Below are 25,731 nucleotides of genomic sequence, written 5' to 3'. Positions count from 1 at the left end.
GTACCCACGTTGTGGTGTTGGGATGCCTCGTTCCTGCGAACGTCACCGAATCAGGGCCGACGGCGTCTGTAGCCACCCGCATCGGGTGAACCCGCTGCCCTCCCTGGCGGGCACGCTCAGGAAGGTAAAGCGCCGTGATGGCTGGCACTATCCCCGCTCATCACGCGGATGAGACGACCCGGCAGGAGAGGTGACCCGCTGTGACGAGCAAGACCGACTTCGATGAAGAGACGTGGGCCCGCATCGTGCGCGCCCCGTTCGTGGCCGGGATGGCGATCTCGGTTGCCGACCCCGGGGGCCCGTTCGAGATGGGCAGGGAGACCATGGCGACCCTCAAGGCAGCCACCAACCCGCCGACCCGGGAGCAGCTCCTCACCGACGTCGCGTTGGACCTGCAGGCCATCACACAGCAGCACCACAACCCGCTCAAGGGGTTCAAGCCGACCACCGGCAGCCCCGTTGGGGATCAGGTCCTCGAGGAGCTCCGGACTGTGTCGGCGCTCGTGGCCGCTCAGGCTGAGCCGGCCGAGGCCGAGGCGTTCGGACGCTGGCTGGTCCAGGTCTCTCAGGCGGCCGCCGACGCCGCCAAGGAGGGCGGCTTCATGGGCTTCAAGGCGGAACAGGTCAGCGACCGAGAGAGGGACATGCTCGCCAAGGTCGAGGAAGCGGTCACATCCAAGCAAGGGTAAGGCGCCGTGTCGGCTGTGCGCTTGGCCGGCTCGGTTCGCTCCTCCAGAAGCCCGGGACCCTCACTAGGTAAAATCTGTGGGGTTCGTACGGCGGCAGCCACCGCGACGCCTAACGTTCTCGCAGCCTACGTCCGGACCGCAGGCGACAGGAGTGGCGATGACGCGAGACCGCATGCAGGCGGCCGGCGCCGCATTGGCGTCATCGGTGCTGGTGCTGCTCGTCGTCATCGACGCCTCGGTCCCGCCGGATGCGGTCATCCTGACCGCCCTGTTCGGGCTCGCGCCGCTCATCGCCTGCGCGGTCGTGTCAGCCGGCGGAACCGCTGCGATCGCTTCGGCCGCAGTGGCCGCCGCCCTGCTGTCCGGCACCTGGAACCACTCCTTCGGTACGGCGCAGCAGACCGTCCGCGTGCTCAACGTCGTGCTCGTCGGCGCGGCAGCGGTCGCCATCGCGGCAGTCCGAGTCCACCGGGAACGCCACCTCGCCGAGGTCTCGCTGATCGCCGAGGTCGCCCAGCGCGCCATCCTGCCCATCCTCCCGGCACACGCAGGGCCCGTCGGCATCGCAGCCCGCTACCACTCAGCTGCACGGGGCGCCCTCGTCGGGGGAGACCTCTACGACTGCTACACCTCACGTGACCACGTGCGGCTCCTCATCGGAGACGTCCGTGGCAAGGGCATCGCCGGCGTGGAGCAGGCCGCACGCGTCATCCGCGTCTTCCGTCAAGCCGCTGCCCTGCAGCCGACCCTTCCTGAGGTGGCCGCCGAGATGGACGACTACCTCGCGGGCTTCTTCGGCGAGGAGGAGTTCGTGACCGCACTCCTCCTCGACGTCACCGAGCCGGGTGTCATGCGCGTCGTCAGCGCCGGCCACCCCGGCCCTCAGCTCGCCGAAGCATCCGGCACCCACATCCTCGACCTGCCGGCGGGGTTGCCGCTCGGTCTCGGGCTCGGTCAGCTTTCGGGCGGCTACGCCGAGACCGTGCTGCCGTGGCGCCCCGGCGACAGGCTGTTGATGTACACCGACGGGCTCACCGAGGCGCGCAACCCTGCAGGAGAGTTCTTCCCCGTCCTGTCGCTTGGTGCCCAGATGCGGGTCGGGTCCGTCGACGACGTCCTGGAAGGAACCGTCGCGGCTGTCACCGATCATGTCCACCGTGGCCGCCTGGAGGACGACCTCGCCCTCGTGGTCGTCGAGCACCTGCCCGTGCCGACGTCGGCCACCGTGACCGCGTAGCCGGCCGCCGAAGTAGGCCTCGCCGTACCCGGGAGCCGAGGTGCGCCCGCCTGCGATGAAGTCGTACGGCGCACCGATCAACCCGCTGAAGAAGACGTAAAGGCCGTTGTCGAGGGACCCGCTCGCGGAGTTCAGGTCGCGGCGGGGGTGAGGGCCATCTACTCGGTCCCCTCCTTCAAGTCCTCGTCCAGCGCCTCCTCAACGAGCGCGATGGCGAATCCGAGGGCCTCCACGATGTTTGCGGCTGCCGCCACGGTGCGCGCGGTGCCGATCACCGGCGCCACGCCGATCAGCACGTCCTGCACGTCGTCGACGGTGAGGCCCGTGTCCGCCCCGGGGCCGACATGCATGAGGTATGAGGCCACGGGTGCGTCGACGGCCGCCAGGGCAGCGAGCCGGACGAGCAGCAGCGATCGTGCGTCGAGTTCGGTGTGCTCGAACGAGGCGGCCGTCATCTGCAGCACGGTCTCGAGCACGGGGGCGTTTCCAGTTGCCATCTTCACACTCCACTTCTGATGGGATAGCCATCCGCTATCTGCGTGATCGCAGCCATGGGTATGTGCTGCACCAGCACCCAACCCGGCCGGAGGCACGCCCGCCATCACCCGAGGATGGTGAATGGTCGGACATGTGGCCGAGCGGGCGCTCGCGTCACGATTGAGGGTGCACGCTTCTGCTGACAAGGGCGAGCTCTAGGAGCCGACGCTGGAGGCGCGGCGGCGAGTTTCGCGGCAGGCATCTGCCCGACGTGGCAGGATCAATCGTTTGTGGAGAACGAGCGGCTGATTCGTCGGCGTACGCCCGAGTCACGAGCTGCTATCGAGCGCGTGCACGTCGTCATGGACCTCACTTCGCGCCTCAACGTGCTGCGCCACAACGACCTCGTGACTCGCAATGCCATCTTGAGCGAGATTCTCGGGCGCCCTATGCCCGAGACTGTGACGATCTATCCGCCGTTCTACTGTGACCACGGACTCGGCCTGAAGTTCGGGGAGAACGTCTTCGTGAACCAGAACTGCGCGTTCTACGACCTCGGCGGGATCACCATCGGTCATCAGACGATGATCGGACCCGGTGTCACGCTCAGCACGGCGGGGCATCCGGTCCAGCCTGCTGAGCGATACGGCGGAATCACGACGGCGCCGATCACCATCGGGGCGAACGTCTGGCTCGGCGCGAACGTCACGGTCGCGCCTGGGGTACGTATCGGCGACGGATCCGTCGTGGCCGCCGGCGCTGTCGTCGCCAAGGACGTGCCGCCGAACTGCGTCGTGAGCAGCGCCGGCCATGTCAAGCGACGTGACCTCGAAGAAGCACCGCCTCAGTAGGCGGCTGCTTCGGCGGCTGGGGCAGCGGCGTTGCCCGGCTGCCGGGGCGTGATCGGTCGGCTTCAGCCACGTGAGGCCGCGAAGCGACACGCCTGCCGGATGCCACGAATCTCGGAAATCAGACTCGTCTGGCGGCCGCTTCTGGCACTCTCTCTTTGAATGTAAAGGGCTGCACATGGTGCGGCGTACATGTCGACGTGGGGGTAGAGAATGAGCAGCATCGGAGACGGACACAGCGATCCATACTCGGGAACCGACATCGCGACCGCCCGTGCCGCCTTCGGGGACACCAGCATCGGCACGGATGGCGAGGCCCCAGGTGACACCGCTCGCGACGCTGTGCCACTGCACGAAGCTGAGGCTGCCCGTGTCGATGGCTCGCACGCTTCGCAGGCGGCGGCTCGACTGCTGGAGCTGACCGCCCGCGAGACCGAGCAGTGGTGTTCGGAGGCCCGACGCGAGGCGGCTGCGATCGTGGCTGGCGCGCGTGACGAGACCGCCGAGCTCGTGCGAGCTGCGCGCCAGGAGGCCGAGCGCCTGGTGAGCTCCGCGCGGGAGGAAGCCGCGCGGACGACGAACGAGGCACGCGCGGAGGCATCTCGTGTGCGAGAGGAGACGAGCGTGATCCGGAAGCGGCACGACGAGGAGGTAGCCCGCCTCCAGCAGGTGGCGACCGAGGTCCGACAGCGGCTGCGGCACGACCTCACCGCCATGCTCGACCAGGTCGACTCCATCCCTGACGCACTCGCTCAATGACCTGTGGGCGAACACGTCGGCTCGGCCGGCTCGGATGCCGAGCTCGACCACGTACGACGCCGATGTCGGTCCGTTCGACCGCAACGATGGCGCCCGAAGCGTCCTCGGCAACTTCCACCGAAGGACGTGGGGGGACCGGCGCTCCACCGGAGCGGTGCGAGCGGTGACTCGGTGGCATCAGGATCAGGGCCCACCCGAACCTACAGCGAGGCAGTCGACGCGAGGAGCTCCTCAGCTGAACCGACCAGCGGATCGTCAGTCAGAGCCTTTGCCGCGAGGTCCCGGAGCGCAACCCGCACACGCTCCCTCTCCTCCGCGACCTGCCGGCGCACGACGGCAAGCCGGTCCGCTGCCGCCCGTGCCGCATGATCGCCTCGATCGACCTTGCGCAACCAGGACACGAGATACGCCACCGGTTCCACGCAGCGCCACGGCAAGCACACCCCGCTCATCTCCTCACAGCCCTCGACGAGGAACAGGATCCGGTCGGTCTCCGTCCGAACCCACGTGATCTCGGCGAACAGCCACGTCCGCGACACCGCGCTGTCTTGGAAGTGGACCGCGTCCGGCATCACCTCGACCCGACCGTCGGTGATCACATGCGTGTCCAAACCGGACCGACCCGCATTGACCAGGCTCGCCCTGACCGTCACGATCGGACCGGCATCGGCGACATCGACCCCTGCCGTCACGTCGGCCAGAACATGAAACGCTGGGAGTGCCTCAGCGAGCTCTCGCAGCGGCTCCATCGCCGTCTGCAGCGCCTTCCGGTATTCCTCTACGACCGCCTCGGTCTTGCGATCACGTCTTCCTCGCCACACAACTCCCCCCGGGTCTTCAGGTGACACCACTCCCGAGTGCGGCGCTGACCGTGTGCAGCCGCCCGCCAGATACTCCCGTTCGACCGGCACGCGAAGCGGCTTCAGCAATACAGGCCGGTGCTCACATTGCGCGCGGCGCAAACCCGGACAGATCTCCCGTCACCTGGACCAACGAATGTGCTGCGGGTTCGATGCCGCGCGTCAGCGGCGGCTCAGTGCTCGTGTGGGTCCTCTTGAGACCCGCCGGGCGCGGTGTCGGGCGGCTCGGCGGCACCGTTTCCAGTGGGAGGCAGCACGTCTTCGGCAACTGGATGAGACGTCAACGGTCCCGAAGGTGCTTGCCCAGCGCTCAGCCTTGGCTTTGTACGGGTGCTGCGAGGACGACCTGGTAGCGGGTGTAGTGGAAGCGCCCGTCGGCGTGGACCACGCGGTCGGTGCAGCTGACGAGCACCAACCGATGCCTGCCGAGCGTGGTGAAGTAGCGATGCGGAAGGCGGTGTCCACGGTCGAACGTCGCAGTCGCGATGACCTTGAATCGGTGGGTGACGCCGCCCCGAGTGATCGTGATGCGCTGGCCGCGGTGTGCCCGGTCGAGGTGGTTCATCGCGCCGGGCCTGTCGTGCCGGTCCGAGACGTGCCCGGCGATGACAGTGACACCGATGGCGTCTCCGACACCGGCGGAGCGGCGTAGCCAGCCGACGTCGGCGACATCGGAGGGCAACGTCATGTGGCCGCCGCGGATGCCTTCAGGGAACACCGACGCCGAGAGCCCGATCGCGGGCATCCGAACGACGGCCGGCGCCCGACGTTCCAGGCCAGGGGCATCGATCGTGCCCGAGAAGCCGGCGATGATCGCGGGGGCGACGTACGCGCGCTTCGCGACCACCGTCGTCTCAGCGTCGAGCCCGCACGGGTGGCTGCCGGCCCGGTTCGACGAGTTGGAGCTGGTGCTGACCTGCCAGCCGTAGTAGCCCGGTGCCCGGACTCGCACGTGGGGCGAGGTGCTCGTCCCGTTGCGCACCTGCCAGCTGACAGCCTGGGCGAGGTGCGGCGCGGTGCACGCGATCGCCGCCGGGGAGGAGAAAGGACCATACAGCCGCGCTGTGGCCAGGACGCCCGCCTGTCCGAGGAGCCCGCTGATGCTCACCTGGTCGGAGAACGGTCGACCAGGAGTCACCCGACTCTTCGAGGTGCGGGTGCTGATCTGCGGCGTCCCCAGGACCGCCGCTCGACGGTTCAGCGCCGTGACCTTGCTGGGCTGGTCACCGATCGTGACAGAACCGGGTGTCACGCTGACCAGCTCCCAGCCGGCCGGCGGCGCCGGCTCGTCCACGCGGCAGGTGACGCCGGTGGGGATCCCCGAGAACGTCTCGGACACGCTGCCGGATCCTGCCGGAACGTCGACGGGAAGCGGGATGTCGAACACGTCGTCGCTGCAGTCGAGCCGGAGCCCGAAGGTCAGATCGGTCGTGGCCGGAGCACCCTGGACCTGCTTGACCACGGTGAGATCACCGGTCCGTCTGGTGTTGACGGCGTGGACCTGGACCGGGTCTGTGCTGTCGATGGTGACGTCCGGCGAGGCGACGCCACCCAGGGACCACTGCCCGGGGATGTTGATCTCGGTGAAAGTGCAGTGCACACCGACCGGGATCCCGTCGATGAGGGCGGTGCCGGGGTCCGCCTGGGTCGCCGTCACCGTGACGTCCTGGTCGTCATCGGTGCCGTCGCAGTCGAGGAAGGCGGAGAAGGTGGTCGGCGCGCCGTCGACCGGCCCGACGAGGGTCTTGGTGATGGCGATCCCGCCGGTCAGCCGGCGGTTGGTGACGGTGACCTCGGCGGGCGACTCCGATGCGCCACGGACCCTCCCGGGGTCGACGGTGTCGGGCTCGATGGCCTGCAGGGCCCAGCCGGGCGGGACCTCGGACTCCGTCACGGTGCAGGTCACGCCGGTCGGGATGCCCGAGCGAGTGACGGTGTGCTGGTTGGCGTCGTTGAGCATGATGTCTTCGTCGATGCCCGCGTCGGGACAGCTCAGGTGGACCACGAAGGCGGTGCTCGCGCCGGCGACCGACCCCTCGAGGCGCTTGATGACCCTGATCGCGCCGGTGTTGCGGGTGTTGGTCACCGTGACGGTCACCGGACTGTCTCCGGCCGTGACCGTGGTGGGCACGCCCGAGACCGTCCACGCCGGACCGGGGTTGGCCTCGGAGACGGCGCAGGACACACCCGTCGGGATGCCTGCGACGTCTGCCTCCGGGGCGTCGGGGATCGACAGTCGGACGTCCTGGTCGAGGTCGATGTCCGGACAGGCCACGTTGACAGTGAAGTCGGTCGGCGCTCCAGCGACGTCGCCGACGATCCGCTTCACGACGTGGATGGCGCCGGTGTCGCGTCGGTTCGTCACCGTCACGCTTGCCGGGTTGGCGGGGTCCGAGCCGATCGTGACGGTCGCCGGCTCGATGCCGACCCGTGACCAGCCCGGCGGCGGGCTGGGCTCGGTGACCGCGCAGGTGGTGCCTGCGGGGATGTCCTCGAACGAGGCGAACGCGCTGCCCTGCGCGCCCGCGTCGAGGACACGTGACACGGAGAAGCCGTTGCTGCACGCGACCTGGACCGTGAACGACGTCGCTGCGCCGGCGATCGGGCCGAGGGCGCGCTTGATGACGACGAGCGAACCGCGCACGCGGGTGTTGGTCAGCGTGACGTCGTTGGGCCCGGGTGCGATCGTGACGACGCCACCGTCGGGCGTGATGCTCGACAGGGCCCACCCGGGGACACTGCCCTCGGTGACGGTGCAGACCACGCCCGTCGGGACGTCGATGGGTGCGGAGGTCGCCTCGGTGGCCGGGGGGTCGACCGTGAGGACGATGGTGCGGTCGTACGTCGTGTCGGGGGCACAGTCGACGTGCGCGGTAAAGGTCGTCGAGGCGCCTGCGGGATTGCCGTTGAGCACCTTGGTCAGCCGTAGCTGTCCCGTCGTCCGCCGGTTCGTCACGGTCACCGCGACGGGGGTCGGTCCGGCGGTCACGGTCACCCGATCGGGTGAGATGCCGACGAGCTCGAAGCCGTCCGGCGGCACCGGCTCGCTGATCTGGCAGACCACTCCGGTGGGGATGGGACCGGTCTCGGCGGGCGCTCCGGGGGCGACCACGAGGTCCTGGTCGTAGGCGACACCGGGGGCGCAGTCGACGTGCACGGTGGCGGTCGGGTCGGCCCCGGCCAGGTCACCCACGACCGTTTTGGTGACCTGGATCGTCCCGGTGAGCCGGGTGTTCGCGATGGTGCCGGCGAGGCTGTCGCAGACCCCGAGTGGGGGAAGCGTGCCCGTCGGCGGCTTGGCGTAGCCCGGGGCGGGGTCTTCCTCGAACTCGTAGCCGAAGGCCGAGGGTGGGACGGTGAGCTCGACGGAGGTGCTGCTCGAGGCGCCGGCGGGGACGACGACCGGCCCCTGCAGGACGGGGTCGGTGGTGGTGCGTTGGCCGGTGGCGTCGAGGACCCAGAGCGAGAAGTCGAACGTCGCATCCGCGATCGGGGGCACATCCACCGTCTTCACGAACGTCAGCCGTGCCGGCGACGGCAGGCCGGTGATGCTGGCCTCCTGGCTCGTGGTCACCGGTGTGCCGGCGGAATCGACGAGCGTCGCGGTGTCGGTGACGGTCGCCGTACCGCCGAAGCCGCGGGCGACCGGCACAGAGAAGGCCAGGGTCGCGCTGCCGCTACCACTCACGGTCCCCGAGCTCCAGGTGATCGGGGTGCTCACCGGAGTCCCCAACGCGACGTCCGTGGTGCCAGTCGACACGCTCGTGAGCGCGACCGGCTGGCTGGCTGTGGTGACGTCGGTGATCGTGGCGGTCGCGTTCCCCGGTGCCTTGACCGTCACAGGCGTCGACGCCGTCGCCGTGGTGTTCCCCGCGACGGGCGCGCCGGTCTCGGTGTCGACGTAGGTCGCGGTCGCCGTGTCGGACACCGACGAGGCCGACGCGGGGGCAGTTCCGGTGTGCGAGAGGACCAGGAACCGCGTCGAACCACCGGGCACCGCCACCGCCTGACCGGTGGTGGTGTCGACGACCTGACCAGCCGCGCTGACGACGTCGGTCACTCGCACAGACACGGTCCGGCTCGACGGGTTGTTGGCGAACACCTGCGTGGTCCACGAGACCGCACCGGTGACCGGCGTACGCGACCACCGGATCGTGGTCGTGAACGAGCCGGCTGCACCCGGCGCGCAGCTGTCCACCCCCACCGTCGCCGGCACGTTCGACTTGGTCAGCGACCACAGGAACCCGTCGCCACGCGAGGCGCTGATCTGCTTGCTCAGCGACTGCGGCTCGACGTCCTTGACGGGGATGGACACCGTCTTCTGCCCGATGCCCTGGTTGTTGAAGTCCTCGTTGACCAGTCGCGTGTCCAGAGAGGCCCCGGGGAACGCGCTCGATCCGACGGCGAGCCGCTGGTACCAGTCGTAGGTACAGGTCTCGTTACCCAGGCTCGGCACGTCCATGAGGCGCACCAGCGTGACGTCGAAGCCCCCGATGTTGTTCACCGTCTGCGTCGCCTGGACGGCCGGCTGGCGACAGCTCGGGTCCGAGAGACCCGCGTTGAGCACCGGTTCGGAGATGAGGTCGTAGCCAGGTCTGCTGCCGTCGCGGTTGGCTGCGGCGATACCGATCGTGAAGGTCTGGGCCGGGGTGATCTTCGCCGTCATCCGGAAGGGCACCAAGTCGAGCTCCGACCAGTTCGGGCCCTGGTTGCCGGGCGTGTAGTAGGCGTCGGGGCAGACGAACCGTCCGTCAGCGGCCGGAAGGGCCAGCCCCACCGGCCGGTTGCACCCCAGCAGCGTGAAGGTCACCTGCTGCGGCACGGCGGCCGAGGATGACGGCGAGCCCATGGCGATCACCACCACTGAGCACACCAGCAGCACCAGAAAGGCTGTGGCCGCGTGCGCGACCGCACGTGCTCGCGGTGCGCCCATACCTCACCTCCACGACATCCGGCGGCGACAAGTCTTAACCTGCGACCGGGTGACCCGCCCGAGGTCACCCGGACCGGGTGAAGACGCTCATGGGCAGGTCCCTCTCTCGACGCACCGTCGCCACCGCCTCGGGAAGCTGCTGTCGTAACGCCCGAACGGCCGGCGGACTCAAGACGGGCTCGAAAGACCCCTCGGGCCTCACCCGCGCAGAGACCGGACGGCGTCAGTCCCGCGCACGACCTCGCCGATGCGGTAAGCGACTTCGCTCTTCTTTGGGACATGGCAAGCGCACAGTGCGCACGCGGCGCATCCGAGCGTCACTCCGGCGCGTCGCTGCAATGGCCCCGGTCACTCAGTCGACCGCTGTCGCTCTTGGCCAGTGTCGAAGAAGTGGTCGAGGTAGGCATCGGGCCTGAGCTCGCTAGAGCGCATGAGAGAGAAGACCTCGGCCCCATGTTCCACCTCGTCCGCGATTGAGTACGACTGGAAGAGCGGAAGCACCTCGCCCTCCTCGAGCAGCGCGACATACTCGGCTGCCTCTTCCTCCGCCTTCGCGATCGCCGCGTCGAAGCTATCCGCCACGAACAGCACGACGCGCTCCTCGTAGACATCACCGCCATCCGCCGCAGCCTCGAACAGGTAGACGCTGCGCACCCCGTACCAACCCATGCCGCGAATCGTGCCAGTCATGGGGGTCGTCAACGCGATGACGCGACGCGTCCATCCGGGTGACGGCACCGGGATGCTTCCCTTCGGCCCGCCACAAGGCCGACAGTGCCTTGCCACGCCGTGTGTGAAGTTCGTTTCGCGCTACGCGCCTGGGACTGATCCCTTCGACGCCTTGTCGATCGGTCCGGGGCGGGGGTCTGGCCTTAGCGGAGCGCTCGGCGGAACACTGGGAGGCGTGGAGTGTGAGGGCTCTCCGACAGTGAGATTGGCCGAGTTGGTCGCGGCGATGTCGTTCGGCGCGGATCTGAGTCTGGGCCAGCCGCTGGAGCACTGCCTGCGGCGAACCCTGATCGCGCTGCGTCTGGGCGACCTGGCGGGTGCGGACGCGTCGGAGCGCGAGGCGACGTACTACGTCGGGCTGTTGCTGAACGTCTACTGCCACGCGGACGCCGCCGAGCAGTGCGCCTGGTTCGGAGACGACATCGAGATGAAGGCCGAAGGCTTCCGGATGCTCGCGATGAGCGGCCCGCAGGTCGCGGCGTTCATTCTGCGACAGCTCTGGTCGCACGGTCCGGCCACGGGGCGCGCCCGCCGGCTGGCCGCCTTTCCGGTCGTCGGCAAGAGCACGATGGAGTCGTGGTTCGCCACGCACGTGGACCTGGGCTCCCAGCTCGCGGCGAGCCTCGGGCTGGGTGCGGCGGTCTCCGCTGCCGCTGCGGAGGGCTACGAGCAGTGGGACGGCAAGGGCGTGCCCGGGCGGCGGTCCGGGGAGGAGATCAGCCTCGCGGCCCGGCTCGTTCAGCTGGCAGGACCGGTTGAGGTGCTGGCCCGTCAGCACGACCTGGACTCCTTGCGGGCTGTGATCGGTCGCCATGCAGGCACGCTCTACGACCCGCACCTGACTGCGGCGCTCCTGGGGAACCTGGACGGCCTTCTGGCCGACCTCGACGACAAGGCTTCGTGGGAGGGCGTGCTGGCCGCCGAGCGGCCGCCGGCGCGGAGCGTGTCGGGTGCGGAGCTCGATGACGTCCTGCAGGCGATGGCAGACCTGGCCGACCTGAAGTCGCCGTACTTCGCCGGGCACTCGCGAGGGGTCGCCGGGCTCGCGGCGGAGGCAGGTCGCCGCGCGGGGTTGGCCGACGCGGAGTGCCTCAGGTTGCGCCATGCGGGCCTGGTGCACGACATCGGGCGTCTGGGTGTGCCCAACACGGTGTGGGACAAGCCCGGTCCACTGACTGCGCTCGAGCGTGAACGCGCACACCTGCACCCCTTCCTCACCGACCGGATGCTGGCGAGGATCCCGTCGCTCGACGGGTGCCGGACGATCGCGGCGAGGCACCACGAGCGGCTCGACGGGTCGGGCTACCCGGCCGGTCTCACTGCGCCCGCCCTGACCCCGGCCGACCGCCTCCTCGCGGCCGCCGACGTCTATCACGCGATGACGGAGCCACGGCCGCACCGACCCGCACGCACATCCGCGGACGCCGCCGAGGAGCTTCGCGGCGAGGTACGCGCGGGCCGCCTCGACCCGGTTGCCGTGAACGCCGTGCTGGAGGCGGCGGGCCATCGCAGTCTCGCGCGGCGCACGGGTCCGAGCGGCCTCACCGCCCGCGAGGTGGAGGTCCTCGCCTTGCTCGCGAGAGGGCTGGTCAACAAGGAGATCGCACGCCGCCTGGACCTGAGCCCGAAGACCGTGTCACGTCACGTCGAGAACGTGTACGCCAAGGTCGGTGTCGGCACCCGTGCCGCGGCCACGTTGTTCGCGACGCGTCACGGACTCGTCGGCAGCTACGAGCCGGGCGAGCCGGGGTAGCACGGCGACCCCGGTCGCGGCGGCCACCAGCCACGTCGCGATGTCCACCCACAGCACGCCGGCGAGGTTGGAGCTCAGATGGGCCACCGGCGCGACGGCTGCCGCCAGCGCTAGCGGCCGCGGCACGAGCCGGGTGCGGACCAGAGCCACGCCGATGAGCAGCCCACCCAGCACGTGCACGGTGGCCACCGCCGAGAGCGCGACGACGGGCCCGCTCGTGTAGATCGCGCCGAACAACTTCGGCTCGGCCGCCAGCTCACCCGCGACGGCGTCCAGGACGACGAGCGGCAGGACCGCCATCCAGCCGACCACGGAGAGCGTCGCGCCGACACGGCTCAGCCTAGGGGCGGTCGCTTCGAGCGCGCGGAGGTAGGCCAACGAGCCTGGGACCGCCAGGAAGACGGCGGTGATCGCGAACACGTCGGCCACCGTCGTACGGCCGGGCGCGGCCCCGATGTCGGAGACGATGTCGGCGGAGCTCAGGTCGCCGTACGCCGGGTAGAGCACCCAGTAGACGATGAGCAGCAGGGGACTGCCGACCAATCCGGCGCCATACACCACCATGCGGACGCGGCGCATGACTACTTGCCCCTCACCAGGTCGGCGACCCGCGTGACCCGGTGCTCCTGCTCGACGACGAGCCACGCCAAAGTGGCCAGTCCCAGGGGGATCACCGTTGCGGCCACGCGCTGGGCAAGCCCTTGCACCGGGGATCCGCTCGCGGCGCCCGTAAGGATAAGCAAGGTGACCGCGAGCACACCGAACCTCCGGACCGAGCGTGCCCGCGAGCGCCAGTTGTCATCGCGGTTCATCGCCCGGGCAAGGACGAAGGGGGCGGCCGCAGTGGCCACGGCCGCAACGCCGAAACACACGATGTGGGCCGTCGCGTGCCACGACGAGATGGCCTGCGAGGCGCTGCACCCGGCATCGGCAGCACGACAGTCGAGGCGGAAGAAGGCGTCGGTGAGGTTGTCGAAAGCGGGCAGCGAGAGCGCCACCAGCACCCCGGCCAGGGGCGAGCCGAACACCGGGCCAACCACCAACAGGCCGAACGCCATTGTCACCGCGCCGGTGACGAGGAGGAGAAGCCGCCACACCGTCGCGTGGTGGGCGGTCTGCGCACCGAGGTCGCTGATGTCGTCCCGCATCCACCGGTATCCGTGGCCCTCAGCGGCGCCGACGGCCAGGAACCCCATCACGAACAGGGTCTGCGCAACGACGGTGGCCTGCGCGATTCGCTTCACGAACATTGGTCGTTTCATGCCACGACCATGCTCGGCGTTGACCGCGCGACGCCATGGGGCATTCACCCCACCCACCGACACCCTCGACCGTTGGAACCGGCGTCCCGCCGCGAGAGAGTCCCTGACACCTTTCAGGCCCGGCAATCTGTCGATCACCGGGCCTGAATCAGCAGGTCAGAGGCAGATTTTACCTTTGATCCTTCGGTCGGGCTGACAGGATTTGAACCTGCGACCCCTTGACCCCCAGTCAAGTGCGCTACCAAACTGCGCCACAGCCCGAAGCCTCTGTGAGGAGGCGGCGAAACACTATCGCAGATCCTTCGGCACTCGGAATCGGGGTGGCGCGGGTGGCGGGACCCCGGCGCCAAGGGTCGTGACCGTTCTGCCGCACTCCAGCGCCTGCCGCTGACAACCGAGGGCCACTTTGCGTGTCCCTCGAGCGCGACACGCGGAGCTCATACCGGCGTATCGTGCCTCGGCAGGGCAGGAAATGACCCGGCGCGGCGCTGGACGCGGATGGTCCTATGGCCCGACCTGGTGCCCGCTGACGCGGTCAGCCTCGGCCATCACGGCAGGGGGTGTCCTTTCGATGGCGATGTGGCTCTGAGACGGCCGCCATGCAGCGGTCCCGGACCTGGATCCAGAAGTCGACGCCGCTCGCCCAGCCAGGGCACTCGACGAACGGCCCCTGGATTGTCGTCGTGCCGGCTTCGCGGGCCGCATACAGGCCATCGTCGAGGAGGTAGACCTCGAGCCGATGGCCCTGGTGGCCGTCCTCGTCGCCGGACGAGTCTGGGACGAGCTCCGCGATCATCCATCCGTGCCCGACCTTCGTCCGGGTCTCCTCGCGGCGAGCCCTGCGGAACATGCCGCCTGCGATGACCTGCTGCTCGACATGCTCCAGCAGCACCGGCTCGGGTTGCTCGCCCTGGCGAGCGCGGGCGCTGAGCGCCTCGAGAGCCGCGACGGCTTGTCGCTCGATGTCCTCGTGGCCCGCTCGATGGCGGCCGTCGACCTGGCCCTCGTGTCCAGCGGGCCGCATGCCCTCGCCGTCGCCGTCGGCGGAGAGTCCGGCACGCCAGTGAGCACGCCCACCGGTCTTGCAGTGCCCCTCCACCACGACGTCGCCGTGATCGATGCCGAGCGTCGTCGTCATCGTCATCGCTTCCATCCCTTCGGACCGCCGCGAGAACGTGTCACTTGTTGTGTCGTGGGTCACATCGTGCCGCATCGGGGAGGGTATTGCCGGAGTTCGCCGAAAAGGGCGGACCGTCTCGTCCGGTGACGTCACCCGCTCCCGGTGAGCCGCTCGACACCCTCGCGGTCGACCATGACACTGTGGCCATGTCGAGCCTGCCGACGAGGCCCTCTGTCACGGTCCTCGAGGGCATCGGGCCCCTCGACCGCGCACAGAGCATGCGTGACGTCCTCGCGGGGATCACTCTGGCCGCGCTGGCCATCCCCGAGGTGATGGGCTACACCAAGATCTCGGGCACACCCGTGGTGAGCGGTCTCTACACGATCCTGCTCCCGGCGGTTGCGTTCGCCCTTCTGGGCTCGTCCCGCCATCTCGTCGTCGGCGGCGACTCGGCCACGGCGGCGATCCTGTACGCCGGCATCGCCTCGCTGAGCATCTCCGGCTTGAGACCGGGCACTGATGAGTGGCTGACGCTGGCCAGCGTGGCCGCACTGATGACCGGGGTCATGCTGCTGGTCGCGCGGGTGGCTCGGCTCGGGTTCGTCGCCGAGTTCATCTCCCGGACCGTCCTGGTGGGCTTCTTGACCGGCGTGGGTCTCCAGGTCGCCATGTCGCAGCTCGCCGGCATGCTCGGCGTACCCACGCCGAAGGTGGCCGCCGACCGCATCAGCGGCACGACGATCACCTTTTGGAAGACGCTGGGCGAGCTCGGTCAGGTGCAGGCGGCGACAGTCGCGGTCGCAGCTGCGGTCATCGCGACTCTGCTCGTCTTCGAGCGCTGGGTGACGCGGGTGCCGGGCGGGCTGGTCGCGGTCGTCGGAGCCATCGGCGTGAGCTGGGCACTGGACTTGGCCTCACATGGTGTGGCCGTGCTGGGGCCCGTGCCGAGCGGGATGCCGTCGCTGGGCCTCCCGACGGGCGTCGGGTGGAGCGAGGTGGCGAACCTGCTGCCGATGTGTGCGTCGATGTTCGTGGTGATCCTCGCCCAAAGCGCAGCGACGTCGCGGGCCTATGCGGTGCGGTACCGCGAGCGGTTCGACGAGAACACCGACCTGGTCGGGCTGGGGGCCGCCAACATCGCCGCGGGTTTGAGCAGCTCGTTCGTCGTGAACGGGAGCCCGACGAAGAGCGAGATGGCGGATGCGGCCAAGAGCCGCAGCCAGATCTCGATGCTGGCGATGGCGGGATCCGTCGCCGTGGTGCTGCTCTTCTTGACCAAGCCGTTGGAGTATCTGCCCAACGCCGCGCTGTCGGCGGTCGTCTTCGTGATCGGGCTCAAGCTCGTGGACGTGGCTGGCATGCGCGCGATCGCGAGGGTACGTCGCGACGAGTTCCTCATCGCGCTGGCGACGACAGTGGTCGTGGTGGGGGTCGGCGTCGAGCAGGGCATCCTGCTGGCCATCGTGCTCTCGCTGCTCGTCCACGTGCGACGCCATTACCGCCCGCATGACCTGGTGCTGACGCTGGGCCCTGATGGGCAGCGACGCGCCGTGCCCGCGACGCCCGGTGTGGTGAGCGAGCCCGGCCTGGTCGTCTATCGCTTCGGCGTCGGCCTGTTCTACGCCAACGCGACCCGGTTCACCGAGGAGGCGCTGAGCCTCGTCGACACCCCTGATCCGCCGCGATGGTTCGTGCTCCTCGCCGAGGCGATCGACGACGTCGACTACACCGGAGGCAAGACCCTCCTCGACGTCGCCGAGCAGCTCGCCGACCGCGGCGTCGTCTTCGCCGTGGCGGATGCGGGCGACACGGTCGTCCGTGAGCTCGACCGGTTCGGCGTCGTGGCGGCCATCGGGCGCGAGCACGTCTACGCGACGCTGGGGGACGCGATCAAGGGGTTCCGGGACAGCGAGACCCGGAGGGAACCAGCTGACGAGGGTGAGGGGTGACGAAGATGGGCAAGGGCAAGAAGAACAAGAGCAAGCAGTCGGCGGCGTCCGCTGCGGCGACCGCTGACGTCGGCCAGGCTTCACCGGAGAAGATGAAGCGCAAGGAGTATGAGCGTGAGCTCCGGCGCCTGCACGGGGAGCTGGTCGCGATGCAGGAATGGGTCAAGGCATCCGGTGCGAAGGTCTGCCTCGTCTTCGAAGGGCGAGACACGGCTGGGAAGGGTGGCACGATCAAGCGGATCACTGAACGGGTCAGCCCGCGGGTGTTCCGGGTCGTCGCCCTGCCCGCACCGACGGAGCGGGAGAGGTCCCAGATGTACCTGCAGCGGTACGTCCAGCACTTCCCGGCTGCAGGCGAGGTCGTCATCTTCGACCGCAGCTGGTACAACCGCGCGGGGGTCGAGCGGGTGATGGGCTTCTGCGAGCCGGCGGAGACCGAGCGCTTCCTCGAGCTGGCTCCACTGTTCGAGAGAGCCATGGTGGAAGCGGACATCCTGCTCCTGAAGTACTGGCTCGAGGTCAGCCCGGGGGAGCAGACGCGTCGTCTGGAACGCCGCATCGACGACCCCCGCAAGGTGTGGAAGCTCTCGGAGATGGACTTGAAGTCCTACAGCCGTTGGTATGACTACTCCCGCGCTCGTGACGCGATGTTCGCCGCGACCGACACCGCGTGGGCGCCCTGGTACATCGCGCACACCGACGACAAGATGCGGGGCCGGCTCAACCTCATCAGCCACCTGCTCAGCCAGGTGCCGTACCAGCCGATGGCCGCTCGAGACATCACGTTGCCGAAGCGGCAGTCGGCCCACGGGTACGCCGAGCCGAGTCTGCCACTTCGACACATCCCCACACCGTTCTGACGCTTCCCGGTTCGCCGCCCGCTTCGGCCAGACCTGGGCGGGACGATCCGTGTCGGAGGCGAGGCCGAGTGAGCTGCACGTCACGCTCGTCGTGCGCCGTCGAGCGTCGTCGGGAGCCGGCCCGAGCGCACGCCGAAGAGCTGGCTCATCGCGTCCGCAGCGATCGCGATGGCGAGCAGGAGGGCCTGGTTCTTGTCCGGCGCGACCTCCACCCCGTAGGTGTCGCGGATCCGGAACCAGCGCTTCGAGACCTTGGCGACGACGTGGTCGGGATCGTTCCCGATCGCATACTCATGGCCCGCGACATTGCCCTGGATCCTCCAGCCCAGGTCGCCCGGCAGCTCGACGCTCCAGCCGTCCGAAGGAAGCGAGGCGGCTCGTTTGTGCACCAACGCCAGGAGTTGCCCTTCCATCCCCTCGATCGCGAGCGGGTCGCCGGCGTGCAGGATCCGAGATGAGATCGTGCAGATGGGCGTTCCGTGGGCGTCCTCCAGGCAGACGCTCCCACCCAGTCGCGCAGCATGACCGTCGACTCGGTAGACGTAGGTGCCGGCGCCATCCCGGATCCAGTAGTCCTCACCCACGGCCACCATGTTCTGGCGCAGCTGGTAATGGGCGAGGCTGCCTCGCCCGCCACTCCTCTTCGAAGGCCGTTCCCGGCCGTCCCGCACCCGCATGACCTCTCCGCTCTCGTGCGACAAGGACGGGACGAGCCCGATCCTTGAGCTGCCTCTGAGCGCAAGGTAGACGCCGCGAGTCCCGACGTCCTCACCCTGACCGTGTGAAAGGTCAGGCGCCGCTGAGCGTCGAGCAGCTGCCGAGCCCACCCCGGGCATGCCGCCTGCCGAACCCGGGAGTTCGCCCGAGGCGGCGGACAAGGGGCTCTTCCTAGCGTGAGGTCGAACCGAATCAGTCGACCCAAGGCGGTGCAGCTCAGATGGTCGGTGGCGATGCTCCTCTGGCAGCGGTGATCTGTTTGGTCTCGGCGATCGGCTTCGCGACCTCGAGCGCGCTCCAGCACCGAGTCGCGGGGACGATCCCGACGAGCGTGACCCACCACGCGATGGGAGTGCTGGGCCGGGTGGTCCGCAAGCCGCTGTGGCTGCTGGCGGCCACGATCTCGACCTCGGCCCTGGCGCTGCACGCGACCGCCCTCAAGCTCGCGTCCATCGCCCTCGTGCAGCCGTTGATGCTGGTCGGAGTGGTGGCCGCCGTGCCCGTGCGGGCAGCCCTGGATCGGACGACGCCGACGTGGCGGGAGCTGCGAGCGGTGCTGATCACGGTCGCGGGCCTGGCGGCCCTCATGTGGGGCGTCAACCCCGCGTCATCGACGAGACCGCCATCACCGGCGCCGGCGGCGGTGATGGTGTGCGTGGGGCTCGGGACCGCAGCCGTTGTACTCCTGGCCTCACCTCGCCTGACTGGTCGACCGCACCAGCAGGCGGCCGTCCTGGGCGCGACGTCTGGCGCGATGTTCGGGCTGACCGCGGGGCTGCTGAAGCTCATCGGAGCAACGGCGTCCTCCGAGCACCCCGCAGCCGCTGCGCTTCTGGTCGTGGCCCTCGTCGCAGCCGGTGCGCTCGGAACCGCCATGAACCAGCGGGCCTACCAGCTCGCGCCCCTCTCGGCCTCGATGCCCCTGCTCAACGTCCTCGACGTGCTCGTCGCGGTCACCTTCGGTGCGCTCGTCTTCCATGAGACACCCGAGCACGGCCCCGCCCTCATCCTCCTCCAGTGCAGCGCGCTGGCATGCCTCGTGGTCGGCCTCCGGCAGATCGCCCGCCTCGGCACGCGCGCTCACCCGTCGGAGGGGTTCACCACATCCGAAAGGCACTCCTCATGAAGCTGCTCGTGCTCTGTCTCATCGGCCTGATGTGCGGGCTCCATGCCGCCACCTGGGGCGGGTTCAAGGACTCGCCGTTCGAGGGCTTCAAGCCCACCAGCTTCGTCCGCAGCGTCGTGGTAGGACTCGCATCCTCCATCGCGATCGGGATCGCGACCGATCTCGAGTCGACCGAGTCAGTGATCGTCCTCATCGGCCTCTGCTACACGCTCGAGCGGCTCGCCACCGAGTGGTGGAAGAGCATCGTGCGCGAGGACGACCAGAGCACCTACTCGATCCCCATGCGCCTGGCGCTGCGTGGGCGGCCCATCGACAGACGCTGCAGCCGGTACGCCGTCGGCGTGGCGATCATCGCCGGCCTGATCCTGCTGTGCTGGTCGACTCAGGTGGTCCAGCGCACGCTGTCGCCGCTGCCACTGTGGATCGTGCTGCTCGTTGCGGGTGTGGGCGGCTGGCTCACGGCGGTCGGCGGCGCCTGGAAGGACGCGCCCGTCGAAGGCTTCAGCGGCTGGAAGTTCCTGCGCAGCCCCGTCGTGGCGACTGCCTGGGCCGCAGTGCTGAGCCGGTTCACCGGCGACTGGGTGATCCTCACCGTCGCTGCGGCCGGATGGTCGGTGATCTCGATCGAGACCTACAAGACCTTCCTCACTGGTGGCCGTCCCCCTGGCAAGTTCGCCGACAAGCCGGTGCGCCACCTTCCGCACGCCGCCCGCGAGGCGTGCAGGGCCACGCACGTCTCCTTGTACGGCGCGTTGGCGCTCACTCTGGGCATCGGGCTGCGCCCGACGGATGTCGCTGCGGCGGGTGGTCCGGCGATCGACCAGCTGCTGGCCTCCGCCGCGGTTACGCTGGCGGCCTCGGCGGCGGCCGCCCTGGTGCTGGTCGACGCGTCTGCTCGACCGGCGCCCGAGAGGGCCCGTCGCCGAGAGCTCGCGAAGCTCCATGCCGGGAGGTGAGAGATGGGTTCGCAACCCTTCGTGGGCCGAGCCGACGAGCTCGCCTTCCTCCACGAGCGACATGCCGAGGCAGGACGCGGTCACCCCCAGACGGTGCTGGTCGAAGGGCCGGCGGGCATCGGGAAGAGCGCTCTTCTCGCGAGCTTCGCCCGGTCGCTGGATGCGCCGCCGCTGACGGCGTCGGGGGATGAGGCCGAGACGTTCCTCGACTTCGGCGTGCTCCTCCAGTTGCTCGACTCGCGCGCCGCCGCGTGGAGCGACCCGTTCGCTGCCGGCGCTGACCTCCTCCGGTTCCTGGATCGACGGCACGACCGCACCACGGTGTTCATCGTCGACGACCTGCAGCTGTGTGATGCGGACTCAATGACCGCGCTGACCTTCGCGCTACGACGACTCAGGGCCGACCGTGTCCTGGCCGTGCTGGCGGGCAGGGATGAGGGCAGCGGCCGAGTCCCACCGGGCCTGCTCCGGCTCGTGGACGCGCAGAGCGGTCGGCTCCCGCTTCGCGGTCTCAGCGAGCCCGAGGTCGTCGAGCTCGGCGTGGCCCGCGGCTGTGGGCAGATGAGCGGCCGGTCTGCCACGCGACTGCGGCGCCACACGGACGGGAACCCGCTCTATCTCGGCGCACTCATCGACGAGCTGGCCCTCGATGAGCTCGACTCACCGGGCCCGCTCCCGGCTCCCAAGTCGTACGCGGTGCTGGTGCTCGGGGCTCTCGGCTCGCTCTCTGCGGATGCGCAGGCCCTGGCCCGCGCTGTCGCCGTGCTGGCGGACGGCGCGCTCGTCGACGTCGCCGCGGAGGTGGCCGACGTGGCGGTGCCTGCGACCGCCCTCGACGAGCTCACCCGGACCAAGCTCGTCACCTGCACGTATGCCGACGACGGCTGGCGCCTCGGCTTCCTGCACCCCTTGGTGAAGGCGGCCGTCCATGACGACCTGGGTCCAGCCGAGCGCGTGCTGCTCCACAGTCGAGCCGCCAAGCTCCTCCATGGCGAGGAGGCACTTCTGCACCGGGTCGCGGCCGCGCCCGGACCGGACCCGTCCGTGGCTGACGAGCTCGCACGGAGCGCGGCCGCGAACAGGGAGCGTGGCGACCTGCACCGAGCCGCCGAGCTCTTCCGCACCGCAGCGCGGATGAGCGAGCCTGGCGCCGTCGGGGACCAGCACCTGATGGACGCCATCGGGCTGTACCTGCTGGCCGGCGATGTCACGACGACGGCTGCTCTGGCTGAGCGGCTCGACCACGTCGCGCCCTCAGCGCAACGCTTCCATCTCCAGGCGAAGGTCGCGCAGCTGGCAGGACAGACCGGCGAGGCGGAGGCGCTCGCGCTCCGGGCGTGGGAGCGCAGCGAGGAGCTGGAGCCCGACGGGAGAGGCCCGCTGGCCGCCATCCTGGCGCAGCTCTGCAACATGCGGGGCGACGGCTCGGCGGGCGCAGCGTGGGCCGAGAGGGCGCTGTCTGATGCGCTCCCGCCGGATCTGGCCGACTCGACCTCCGCTGCGTGGGCGGTCGGGCTCACCCTGGCCGGGCAGCTGCCAGCGGCGCTCGCTCGACTGCAACACGAGCTGCCCGCCGACCCGGCGGCCGTGCGGCGAGACCAGCATCATCAGCTCTGCACCAGAGGAGTGCTCCGGGCAGCCGCCGACGACCTCGCCGGCGCCCGAGCCGACCTGGCCGCCCTGAGCGTGACGTCGGCGGGCGACCTCGCCCCGAACCGTCTTCTCGCCATGGGCGTGCTCGCGGAGGTCGACTTCCGGCTCGGCAGCTGGGACAGCTCGATCGCGCTGGCAGCGCAGGCGCTCTCGCTGGCCGAGGACACCGGACAGGTCTGGATCCAGGGCTTCCTGCACACCGCTGTCGTCGCCGTCGCGGCCAGCCGCGGCGACTGGGCGGAGGCGGAGGGCCATCTCAACGAAGCCCGTCGACTGGCCACGGAGCTGAGCGACCCCGGGACGCTCGCTGTGTGCGAGAACGCCGGCGTCCACCTCGCCGCCTGTCGGGGAGACGCGGAGGGTGTGGTGTCAGGGTCGGCCCTGCTGCGCAGCCTGCCGGATGGCCCGACCGATGAGCCCGGCCTCCTCAGCTGGCCCGTGGCCTTCGTCTCCGCACTTGTCGAGCTGGGCCGACTCGACGAGGCGGCGACCGACATCGCCCGGTTCGAGTCGCGAGCCCGCGACCGCGGCTCCCGCTCGCGCCTCGCGGGGCTCGCCCGGGTGCGTGGGGAGCTTGCGACCGCTCGACGCGAGCACGCCGCTGCCCGCTCCGCCTTCGAGGAGTCACTGGCCCTCGGACAGGACGCCGCGACCGCACTGGAACTCGCGGTGACGGACCTTTCCTACGGACGCTTCCTGCGCCGCCGCGGCGAGAGGCGCGCGGCGGTGAGCCGGTTGGAGGCCGCCCGGGAGCGGTCATCCGCCCTCGGTGCACTCCCGTTCGTCGAGCGCTGCGACGCCGAGCTGTCCGCGTGCGGCGCCGCGCCCCAGCCCGACCGGCCCAGCATGCCTGCGCTCACGCCTCAGGAGCAGATCGTCGCCGGGCTGGTCTGCCAGGGGCTCACGAACCAGCAGGTCGCCCACCGTCTTGTCCTCAGTGCCAAGACGGTGGGGTATCACCTGAACAACGTCTACGTGAAGCTGGACGTCCATTCGCGAGCGCAGCTGATCGCCCGGTTGGGCGTGTCCCGATGATGGCGCGCCCTCGGCCATGGACCGGGACCACCAACGGCGAGATGATGAGAGTCCAGAGCAACGGCACGACATCAGGACCTCGGTCCTGCACGGACGTGCGCGGCCACGCCGCCCGTTCCACGAGAAGAAGCCGCCGGCCACGTGCCGGCCCGTCCAACGCCCCGGCCTCTGGTGCTCCACGACCCCTGACTCGGGCGTTGGGGAGGACAGGACATGTTCATCGCCATCCTGAACCAATCGACGCGCGCCACAGACGACGACGTCGCCACCATGACGCGAGCCATCGCCCTGCAGGTGCGGCTTGACGTCGCCCCGCTGTGGGATCGCATCCCCGCGGCCGTCGTCTACTACGACCAGGCGTCTGCGGTTCCGCCCAACGCCCACGTGATCACGCTCGTGGACTCCATCGACGACCAGCCGAAGGGTGTTCTCGGCTACCACACGGAGGACAAGGGTGGGCGGCTCTGGGGTGTCGTCGCCGTCAGTCCGTCGTTGGACGCCGGGGCGAAGGTCCTGACCGGTGACTGGAGCGTCTCCAGTGTCCTCTCCCACGAGGTCCTCGAGATGTTCGTGGACCCCAATTGCAACCTGTGGTCGTCCGACGACAACGGCAAGGTCTACAGCTTCGAGGTGTGTGACCCGGTCGAGGCGCCGACCTATGTGGTGAGCGGCGTGTCCGTCTCCAACTTCGTGACACCTGCGTGGTTCGACCCGCTGGCCTCGCGGAAGAGCAAGACCCAGTTCGACAAGCTCGGCCACCTCCACAGCCCCTTCTCCATCCTGAAGGGTGGGTACGCCGTCTACGCACTCCAGGGCAAGCCGCACCAGGTGTTCGGAGCGGAGTTCCCCACCTGGCGCAAGGACATGAAGCTCGGGCGCGCATCGCGCACGACGCTGCGCGGCGAGCAGGCGGCAGCCCTGTAGGGACCCGGAAGGGGACAACGGCGTGCCGCCCTGAGCCCGAGCGGGTACCGGCGCGGCATGAGCGACATCCATGACGAACAGCACGTCGAGACACGCGCAGAGCTGCTGCCGGAGGAGATCGCCGCCGGCAGCGACAACCCGCATGAGCAGGCGGAGGTCGTCCTGGAGGAGTCCCAGCAGAGGACCGAGGACCCTTCCGGCACCGGGGCGGAGGCGGAGCAGACCAGCACGCCCGAGGAGCGGCCGACCTGACGTCGTCGGGGCTCCGAACCGGCGCTCGCTGGGGCTGCGTGGCTGGACACCTCATCCGAGTCGGGTGATGTCATCTGCCGCGGATTGGAATGAGGTTGCGTCAAACGGCCGGTGGATCCACCACGTCGGCCCCGGTGAAAGGTCGCCTCGTGTTCAACGACAACGGCTCATTCCTGCTGGCTCTGTTCGAGTTCTTCCTGTTCTTCGCCTGGTTCATGTGCCTGTTCTGGGTGCTCGGCGACATCTTCCGCAGCAAGGACCTGGGCGGGGGAGGCAAGACCCTGTGGGTGATCTTCGTGATCGTCATCCCGTGGTTGGGGATCTTGGTCTATCTCATCGCCCGAGGGCATGGCATGCAGGAGCGTCAGCTGGCCCAGGCCCGGGAGATGCAAGCCGCGCAGGCCGAGTACATCAAGTCCGTCGCCGGGACGTCCTCGGGCGCTGCCAGCGAGATCGCGAACGCCAAGGGGCTCCTCGACAGTGGCGCGATCACCCAGGCGGAGTTCGACAACCTCAAGGCGAAGGCGCTCGCTTCCTGAGGGTCGACTCCGGCACGAGGGTCCCGCTGGTCGGGTCAGCCGGCACACGCTTCGGTGTGGTAGCGGCAGGCCACGACCTGCGGGGTCTCCTCATCGCGGCCGGCGGTGACGTTGGCCGCGAGCCGCAAGAACTGCGCGTGGGTCCATGCCAGCGGCGTCGCCGAGAAGGTGGGCTCACCCGGCGTGAACCCGGGTTGTCCCGAGGGCGGGTTCAGGTCCCAGACCTGCTCGGCCATGAGGTGGCTGTCGTCGGCGGCGGCGCGGCCCATCGTGTCGAGCAGCTCCTGGGCGGACGGTCGGTCTCCTGCGGTGAGCGCATACTCGCCGCGCTCTCCGCCGAGCAATGGCCAGCCGCGCCCGACGGTGATGTTCGAGCCCGGGTCCGTGACCTCCCACTGCGAGCCGTCGCGCTTCTCCCCGTAGCCGTCGAAGCTGGCGCGGTGCCAGAATCGCCCGTTCGAGGTCGAGTAGGACAGCTGGCGGTCCACGACGGACAGCGTGTTCGTGATGACCGGGTCGTCGGCCCTCTTCACACCCAAGCGCACGAGGTCGAGGAAGCTCGGGTCGACGACGCGGCGCTCGTCGATCAGCGGGCCGCCGTCCGAGACCTGCATCATCGTGCCGGAGTCCGGCTGCCCGGTCGCCGTGATGCGCAGGTAGTACGGGCTCGTGCTGTACGGCCCGGTGCTCGTCGCGGTCCAGCTCTGGACGTCGCGCTGCCAGGCGTCAGCCGTCTCCTCGTAGGTCGTCGCCCGCGCGAGGTCACCGTTCTGCCGGGCGACGTCAGCGGCGCACACCAAGCCCGCGACCTCCGCCGCGATCGTGGCCGGCGACCAACCCTTGGCGTTCTCCCACCGCTCCTGCGGGGTCTGCGGGCCGTGACCGACGACGTAGTCCGCAGCGCGCCTGATGTGGTCCCAGTCGGTCGCGCCGGTGCGCCCGAGCTCGTGGGCGAGCACGATCGGGAAGGCCACCTCGTCCATCTGCAGGTCGCCGAAGACGGGCGTGCCGTCCAGCCGGCTGTTCTGAGGGAAGGAGCCGTCGGGGCGCTGT

General features: G+C 69.5%; 22 protein-coding genes and 1 tRNA gene. 13 read left to right on the top strand and 10 right to left on the bottom strand.

Annotation, left to right across the window (positions count from 1 at the left end; genetic code table 11):
• Positions 1-200 precede the first annotated feature (200 nt).
• Positions 201-689, top strand: a complete 489-nt coding sequence (locus ACYQ1K_RS23515) for a hypothetical protein (protein ID WP_459985785.1) — start codon at positions 201-203, stop codon at positions 687-689.
• A gap of 157 nt (positions 690-846) precedes the next feature.
• Complete coding sequence (locus tag ACYQ1K_RS23510; protein ID WP_459985783.1) at positions 847-1,926, top strand: PP2C family protein-serine/threonine phosphatase; 1,080 nt, start codon at positions 847-849, stop codon at positions 1,924-1,926.
• Positions 1,927-2,084: 158 nt separating this feature from the next.
• Here the strand turns inward: ACYQ1K_RS23510 and ACYQ1K_RS23505 are convergent, their stop codons facing one another.
• Complete coding sequence (locus ACYQ1K_RS23505) at positions 2,085-2,423, bottom strand: carboxymuconolactone decarboxylase family protein (RefSeq protein WP_459985782.1); 339 nt, start codon at positions 2,421-2,423, stop codon at positions 2,085-2,087.
• A gap of 270 nt (positions 2,424-2,693) precedes the next feature.
• On the opposite strand from ACYQ1K_RS23505, the gene ACYQ1K_RS23500 reads away from it, so the two are divergent.
• Both ACYQ1K_RS23500 and ACYQ1K_RS23495 read left to right on the top strand, forming a co-directional pair.
• Positions 2,694-3,254: a DapH/DapD/GlmU-related protein gene (locus ACYQ1K_RS23500; RefSeq protein ID WP_459985781.1), complete on the top strand. Its 561-nt coding sequence runs from the start codon at positions 2,694-2,696 to the stop codon at positions 3,252-3,254.
• Between the two features lie 210 nt (positions 3,255-3,464).
• Entirely contained in the window at positions 3,465-4,010 is a 546-nt protein-coding gene (locus ACYQ1K_RS23495; protein ID WP_459985780.1) for a hypothetical protein, read from the top strand.
• 200 nt (positions 4,011-4,210) lie between these two features.
• On the opposite strand, the gene ACYQ1K_RS23490 is transcribed toward ACYQ1K_RS23495, so the two are convergent.
• The 3 genes from ACYQ1K_RS23490 to ACYQ1K_RS23480 all read right to left on the bottom strand — a co-directional run bounded on the left by ACYQ1K_RS23490 (position 4,211) and on the right by ACYQ1K_RS23480 (position 10,493).
• Positions 4,211-4,702: a hypothetical protein gene (locus ACYQ1K_RS23490; RefSeq protein WP_459985779.1), complete on the bottom strand. Its 492-nt coding sequence runs from the start codon at positions 4,700-4,702 to the stop codon at positions 4,211-4,213.
• A 478-nt stretch (positions 4,703-5,180) separates the two neighbouring features.
• A complete protein-coding gene (locus tag ACYQ1K_RS23485; RefSeq protein WP_459985777.1) occupies positions 5,181-9,803 on the bottom strand; it encodes a DUF5979 domain-containing protein in 4,623 nt (1,540 codons plus the stop codon).
• Between the two features lie 348 nt (positions 9,804-10,151).
• A complete protein-coding gene (locus ACYQ1K_RS23480) occupies positions 10,152-10,493 on the bottom strand; it encodes a DUF4288 domain-containing protein (RefSeq protein ID WP_459985776.1) in 342 nt (113 codons plus the stop codon).
• 238 nt (positions 10,494-10,731) lie between these two features.
• Here ACYQ1K_RS23480 and ACYQ1K_RS23475 point away from each other — a divergent pair, with 238 nt between their 5' ends.
• Positions 10,732-12,285, top strand: coding sequence for an HD domain-containing phosphohydrolase (locus ACYQ1K_RS23475; RefSeq protein WP_459985775.1), 1,554 nt, complete (start codon positions 10,732-10,734; stop codon positions 12,283-12,285).
• Here the strand turns inward: ACYQ1K_RS23475 and ACYQ1K_RS23470 are convergent.
• The 4 genes from ACYQ1K_RS23470 to ACYQ1K_RS23455 form a co-directional block, all read right to left on the bottom strand.
• Positions 12,169-12,864, bottom strand: coding sequence for a hypothetical protein (locus tag ACYQ1K_RS23470; RefSeq protein WP_459985774.1), 696 nt, complete (start codon positions 12,862-12,864; stop codon positions 12,169-12,171). The genes ACYQ1K_RS23475 and ACYQ1K_RS23470 overlap by 117 nt on opposite strands.
• Before the next feature lie 2 nt (positions 12,865-12,866).
• Entirely contained in the window at positions 12,867-13,610 is a 744-nt protein-coding gene (locus ACYQ1K_RS23465; RefSeq protein ID WP_459985773.1) for a DUF998 domain-containing protein, read from the bottom strand.
• 124 nt (positions 13,611-13,734) lie between these two features.
• Positions 13,735-13,808 (bottom strand) — tRNA-Pro (locus tag ACYQ1K_RS23460).
• Between the two features lie 274 nt (positions 13,809-14,082).
• Positions 14,083-14,691, bottom strand: a complete 609-nt coding sequence (locus ACYQ1K_RS23455; RefSeq protein ID WP_459985772.1) for a hypothetical protein — start codon at positions 14,689-14,691, stop codon at positions 14,083-14,085.
• A gap of 119 nt (positions 14,692-14,810) precedes the next feature.
• Here ACYQ1K_RS23455 and ACYQ1K_RS23450 point away from each other — a divergent pair, with 119 nt between their 5' ends.
• Together ACYQ1K_RS23450 and ppk2 are read left to right on the top strand one after the other, a co-directional pair.
• Positions 14,811-16,616: a SulP family inorganic anion transporter gene (locus ACYQ1K_RS23450; RefSeq protein ID WP_459985771.1), complete on the top strand. Its 1,806-nt coding sequence runs from the start codon at positions 14,811-14,813 to the stop codon at positions 16,614-16,616.
• A gap of 5 nt (positions 16,617-16,621) precedes the next feature.
• A complete protein-coding gene (gene ppk2, locus ACYQ1K_RS23445) occupies positions 16,622-17,476 on the top strand; it encodes a polyphosphate kinase 2 (protein WP_459985840.1) in 855 nt (284 codons plus the stop codon).
• Positions 17,477-17,556: 80 nt separating this feature from the next.
• Here the strand turns inward: ppk2 and ACYQ1K_RS23440 are convergent, their stop codons facing one another.
• The gene (locus ACYQ1K_RS23440; protein WP_459985770.1) at positions 17,557-18,153 is read right to left on the bottom strand and encodes an LURP-one-related/scramblase family protein; all 597 of its coding nucleotides are present in this window, start codon (positions 18,151-18,153) and stop codon (positions 17,557-17,559) included.
• Between the two features lie 290 nt (positions 18,154-18,443).
• On the opposite strand from ACYQ1K_RS23440, the gene ACYQ1K_RS23435 reads away from it, so the two are divergent.
• The 6 genes from ACYQ1K_RS23435 to ACYQ1K_RS23410 all read left to right on the top strand — a co-directional run bounded on the left by ACYQ1K_RS23435 (position 18,444) and on the right by ACYQ1K_RS23410 (position 24,678).
• Positions 18,444-19,319 (top strand): DMT family transporter, encoded by an 876-nt coding sequence (locus ACYQ1K_RS23435; protein ID WP_459985769.1) that lies wholly within the window; start codon positions 18,444-18,446, stop codon positions 19,317-19,319.
• Positions 19,316-20,275 carry a hypothetical protein gene (locus tag ACYQ1K_RS23430; protein ID WP_459985768.1) on the top strand — a complete coding sequence of 320 codons (960 nt, stop codon included), beginning with the start codon at positions 19,316-19,318 and terminating at the stop codon, positions 20,273-20,275. The genes ACYQ1K_RS23435 and ACYQ1K_RS23430 overlap by 4 nt, the downstream gene beginning before the upstream one ends.
• 3 nt (positions 20,276-20,278) lie before the next feature.
• Positions 20,279-22,963, top strand: a complete 2,685-nt coding sequence (locus ACYQ1K_RS23425) for a helix-turn-helix transcriptional regulator (protein WP_459985767.1) — start codon at positions 20,279-20,281, stop codon at positions 22,961-22,963.
• Positions 22,964-23,176: 213 nt separating this feature from the next.
• Positions 23,177-23,887: a hypothetical protein gene (locus ACYQ1K_RS23420; RefSeq protein WP_459985766.1), complete on the top strand. Its 711-nt coding sequence runs from the start codon at positions 23,177-23,179 to the stop codon at positions 23,885-23,887.
• 57 nt (positions 23,888-23,944) lie between these two features.
• Positions 23,945-24,139 (top strand): hypothetical protein, encoded by a 195-nt coding sequence (locus ACYQ1K_RS23415; protein WP_459985765.1) that lies wholly within the window; start codon positions 23,945-23,947, stop codon positions 24,137-24,139.
• A 149-nt stretch (positions 24,140-24,288) separates the two neighbouring features.
• A complete protein-coding gene (locus ACYQ1K_RS23410) occupies positions 24,289-24,678 on the top strand; it encodes an SHOCT domain-containing protein (protein WP_459985763.1) in 390 nt (129 codons plus the stop codon).
• A 35-nt stretch (positions 24,679-24,713) separates the two neighbouring features.
• On the opposite strand, the gene ACYQ1K_RS23405 is transcribed toward ACYQ1K_RS23410, so the two are convergent.
• Positions 24,714-25,731, bottom strand: a 1,018-nt coding sequence (locus tag ACYQ1K_RS23405) for a glycoside hydrolase family 15 protein (protein WP_459985762.1), incomplete at its 5' end; no start/stop codon positions are given.

It is taken from the genome of Nocardioides sp. AN3 (assembly GCF_054653495.1).
The sequence above is the reverse complement of the archived record's forward strand: the minus strand, read 5'-3'. Positions and strand labels throughout refer to the sequence as shown.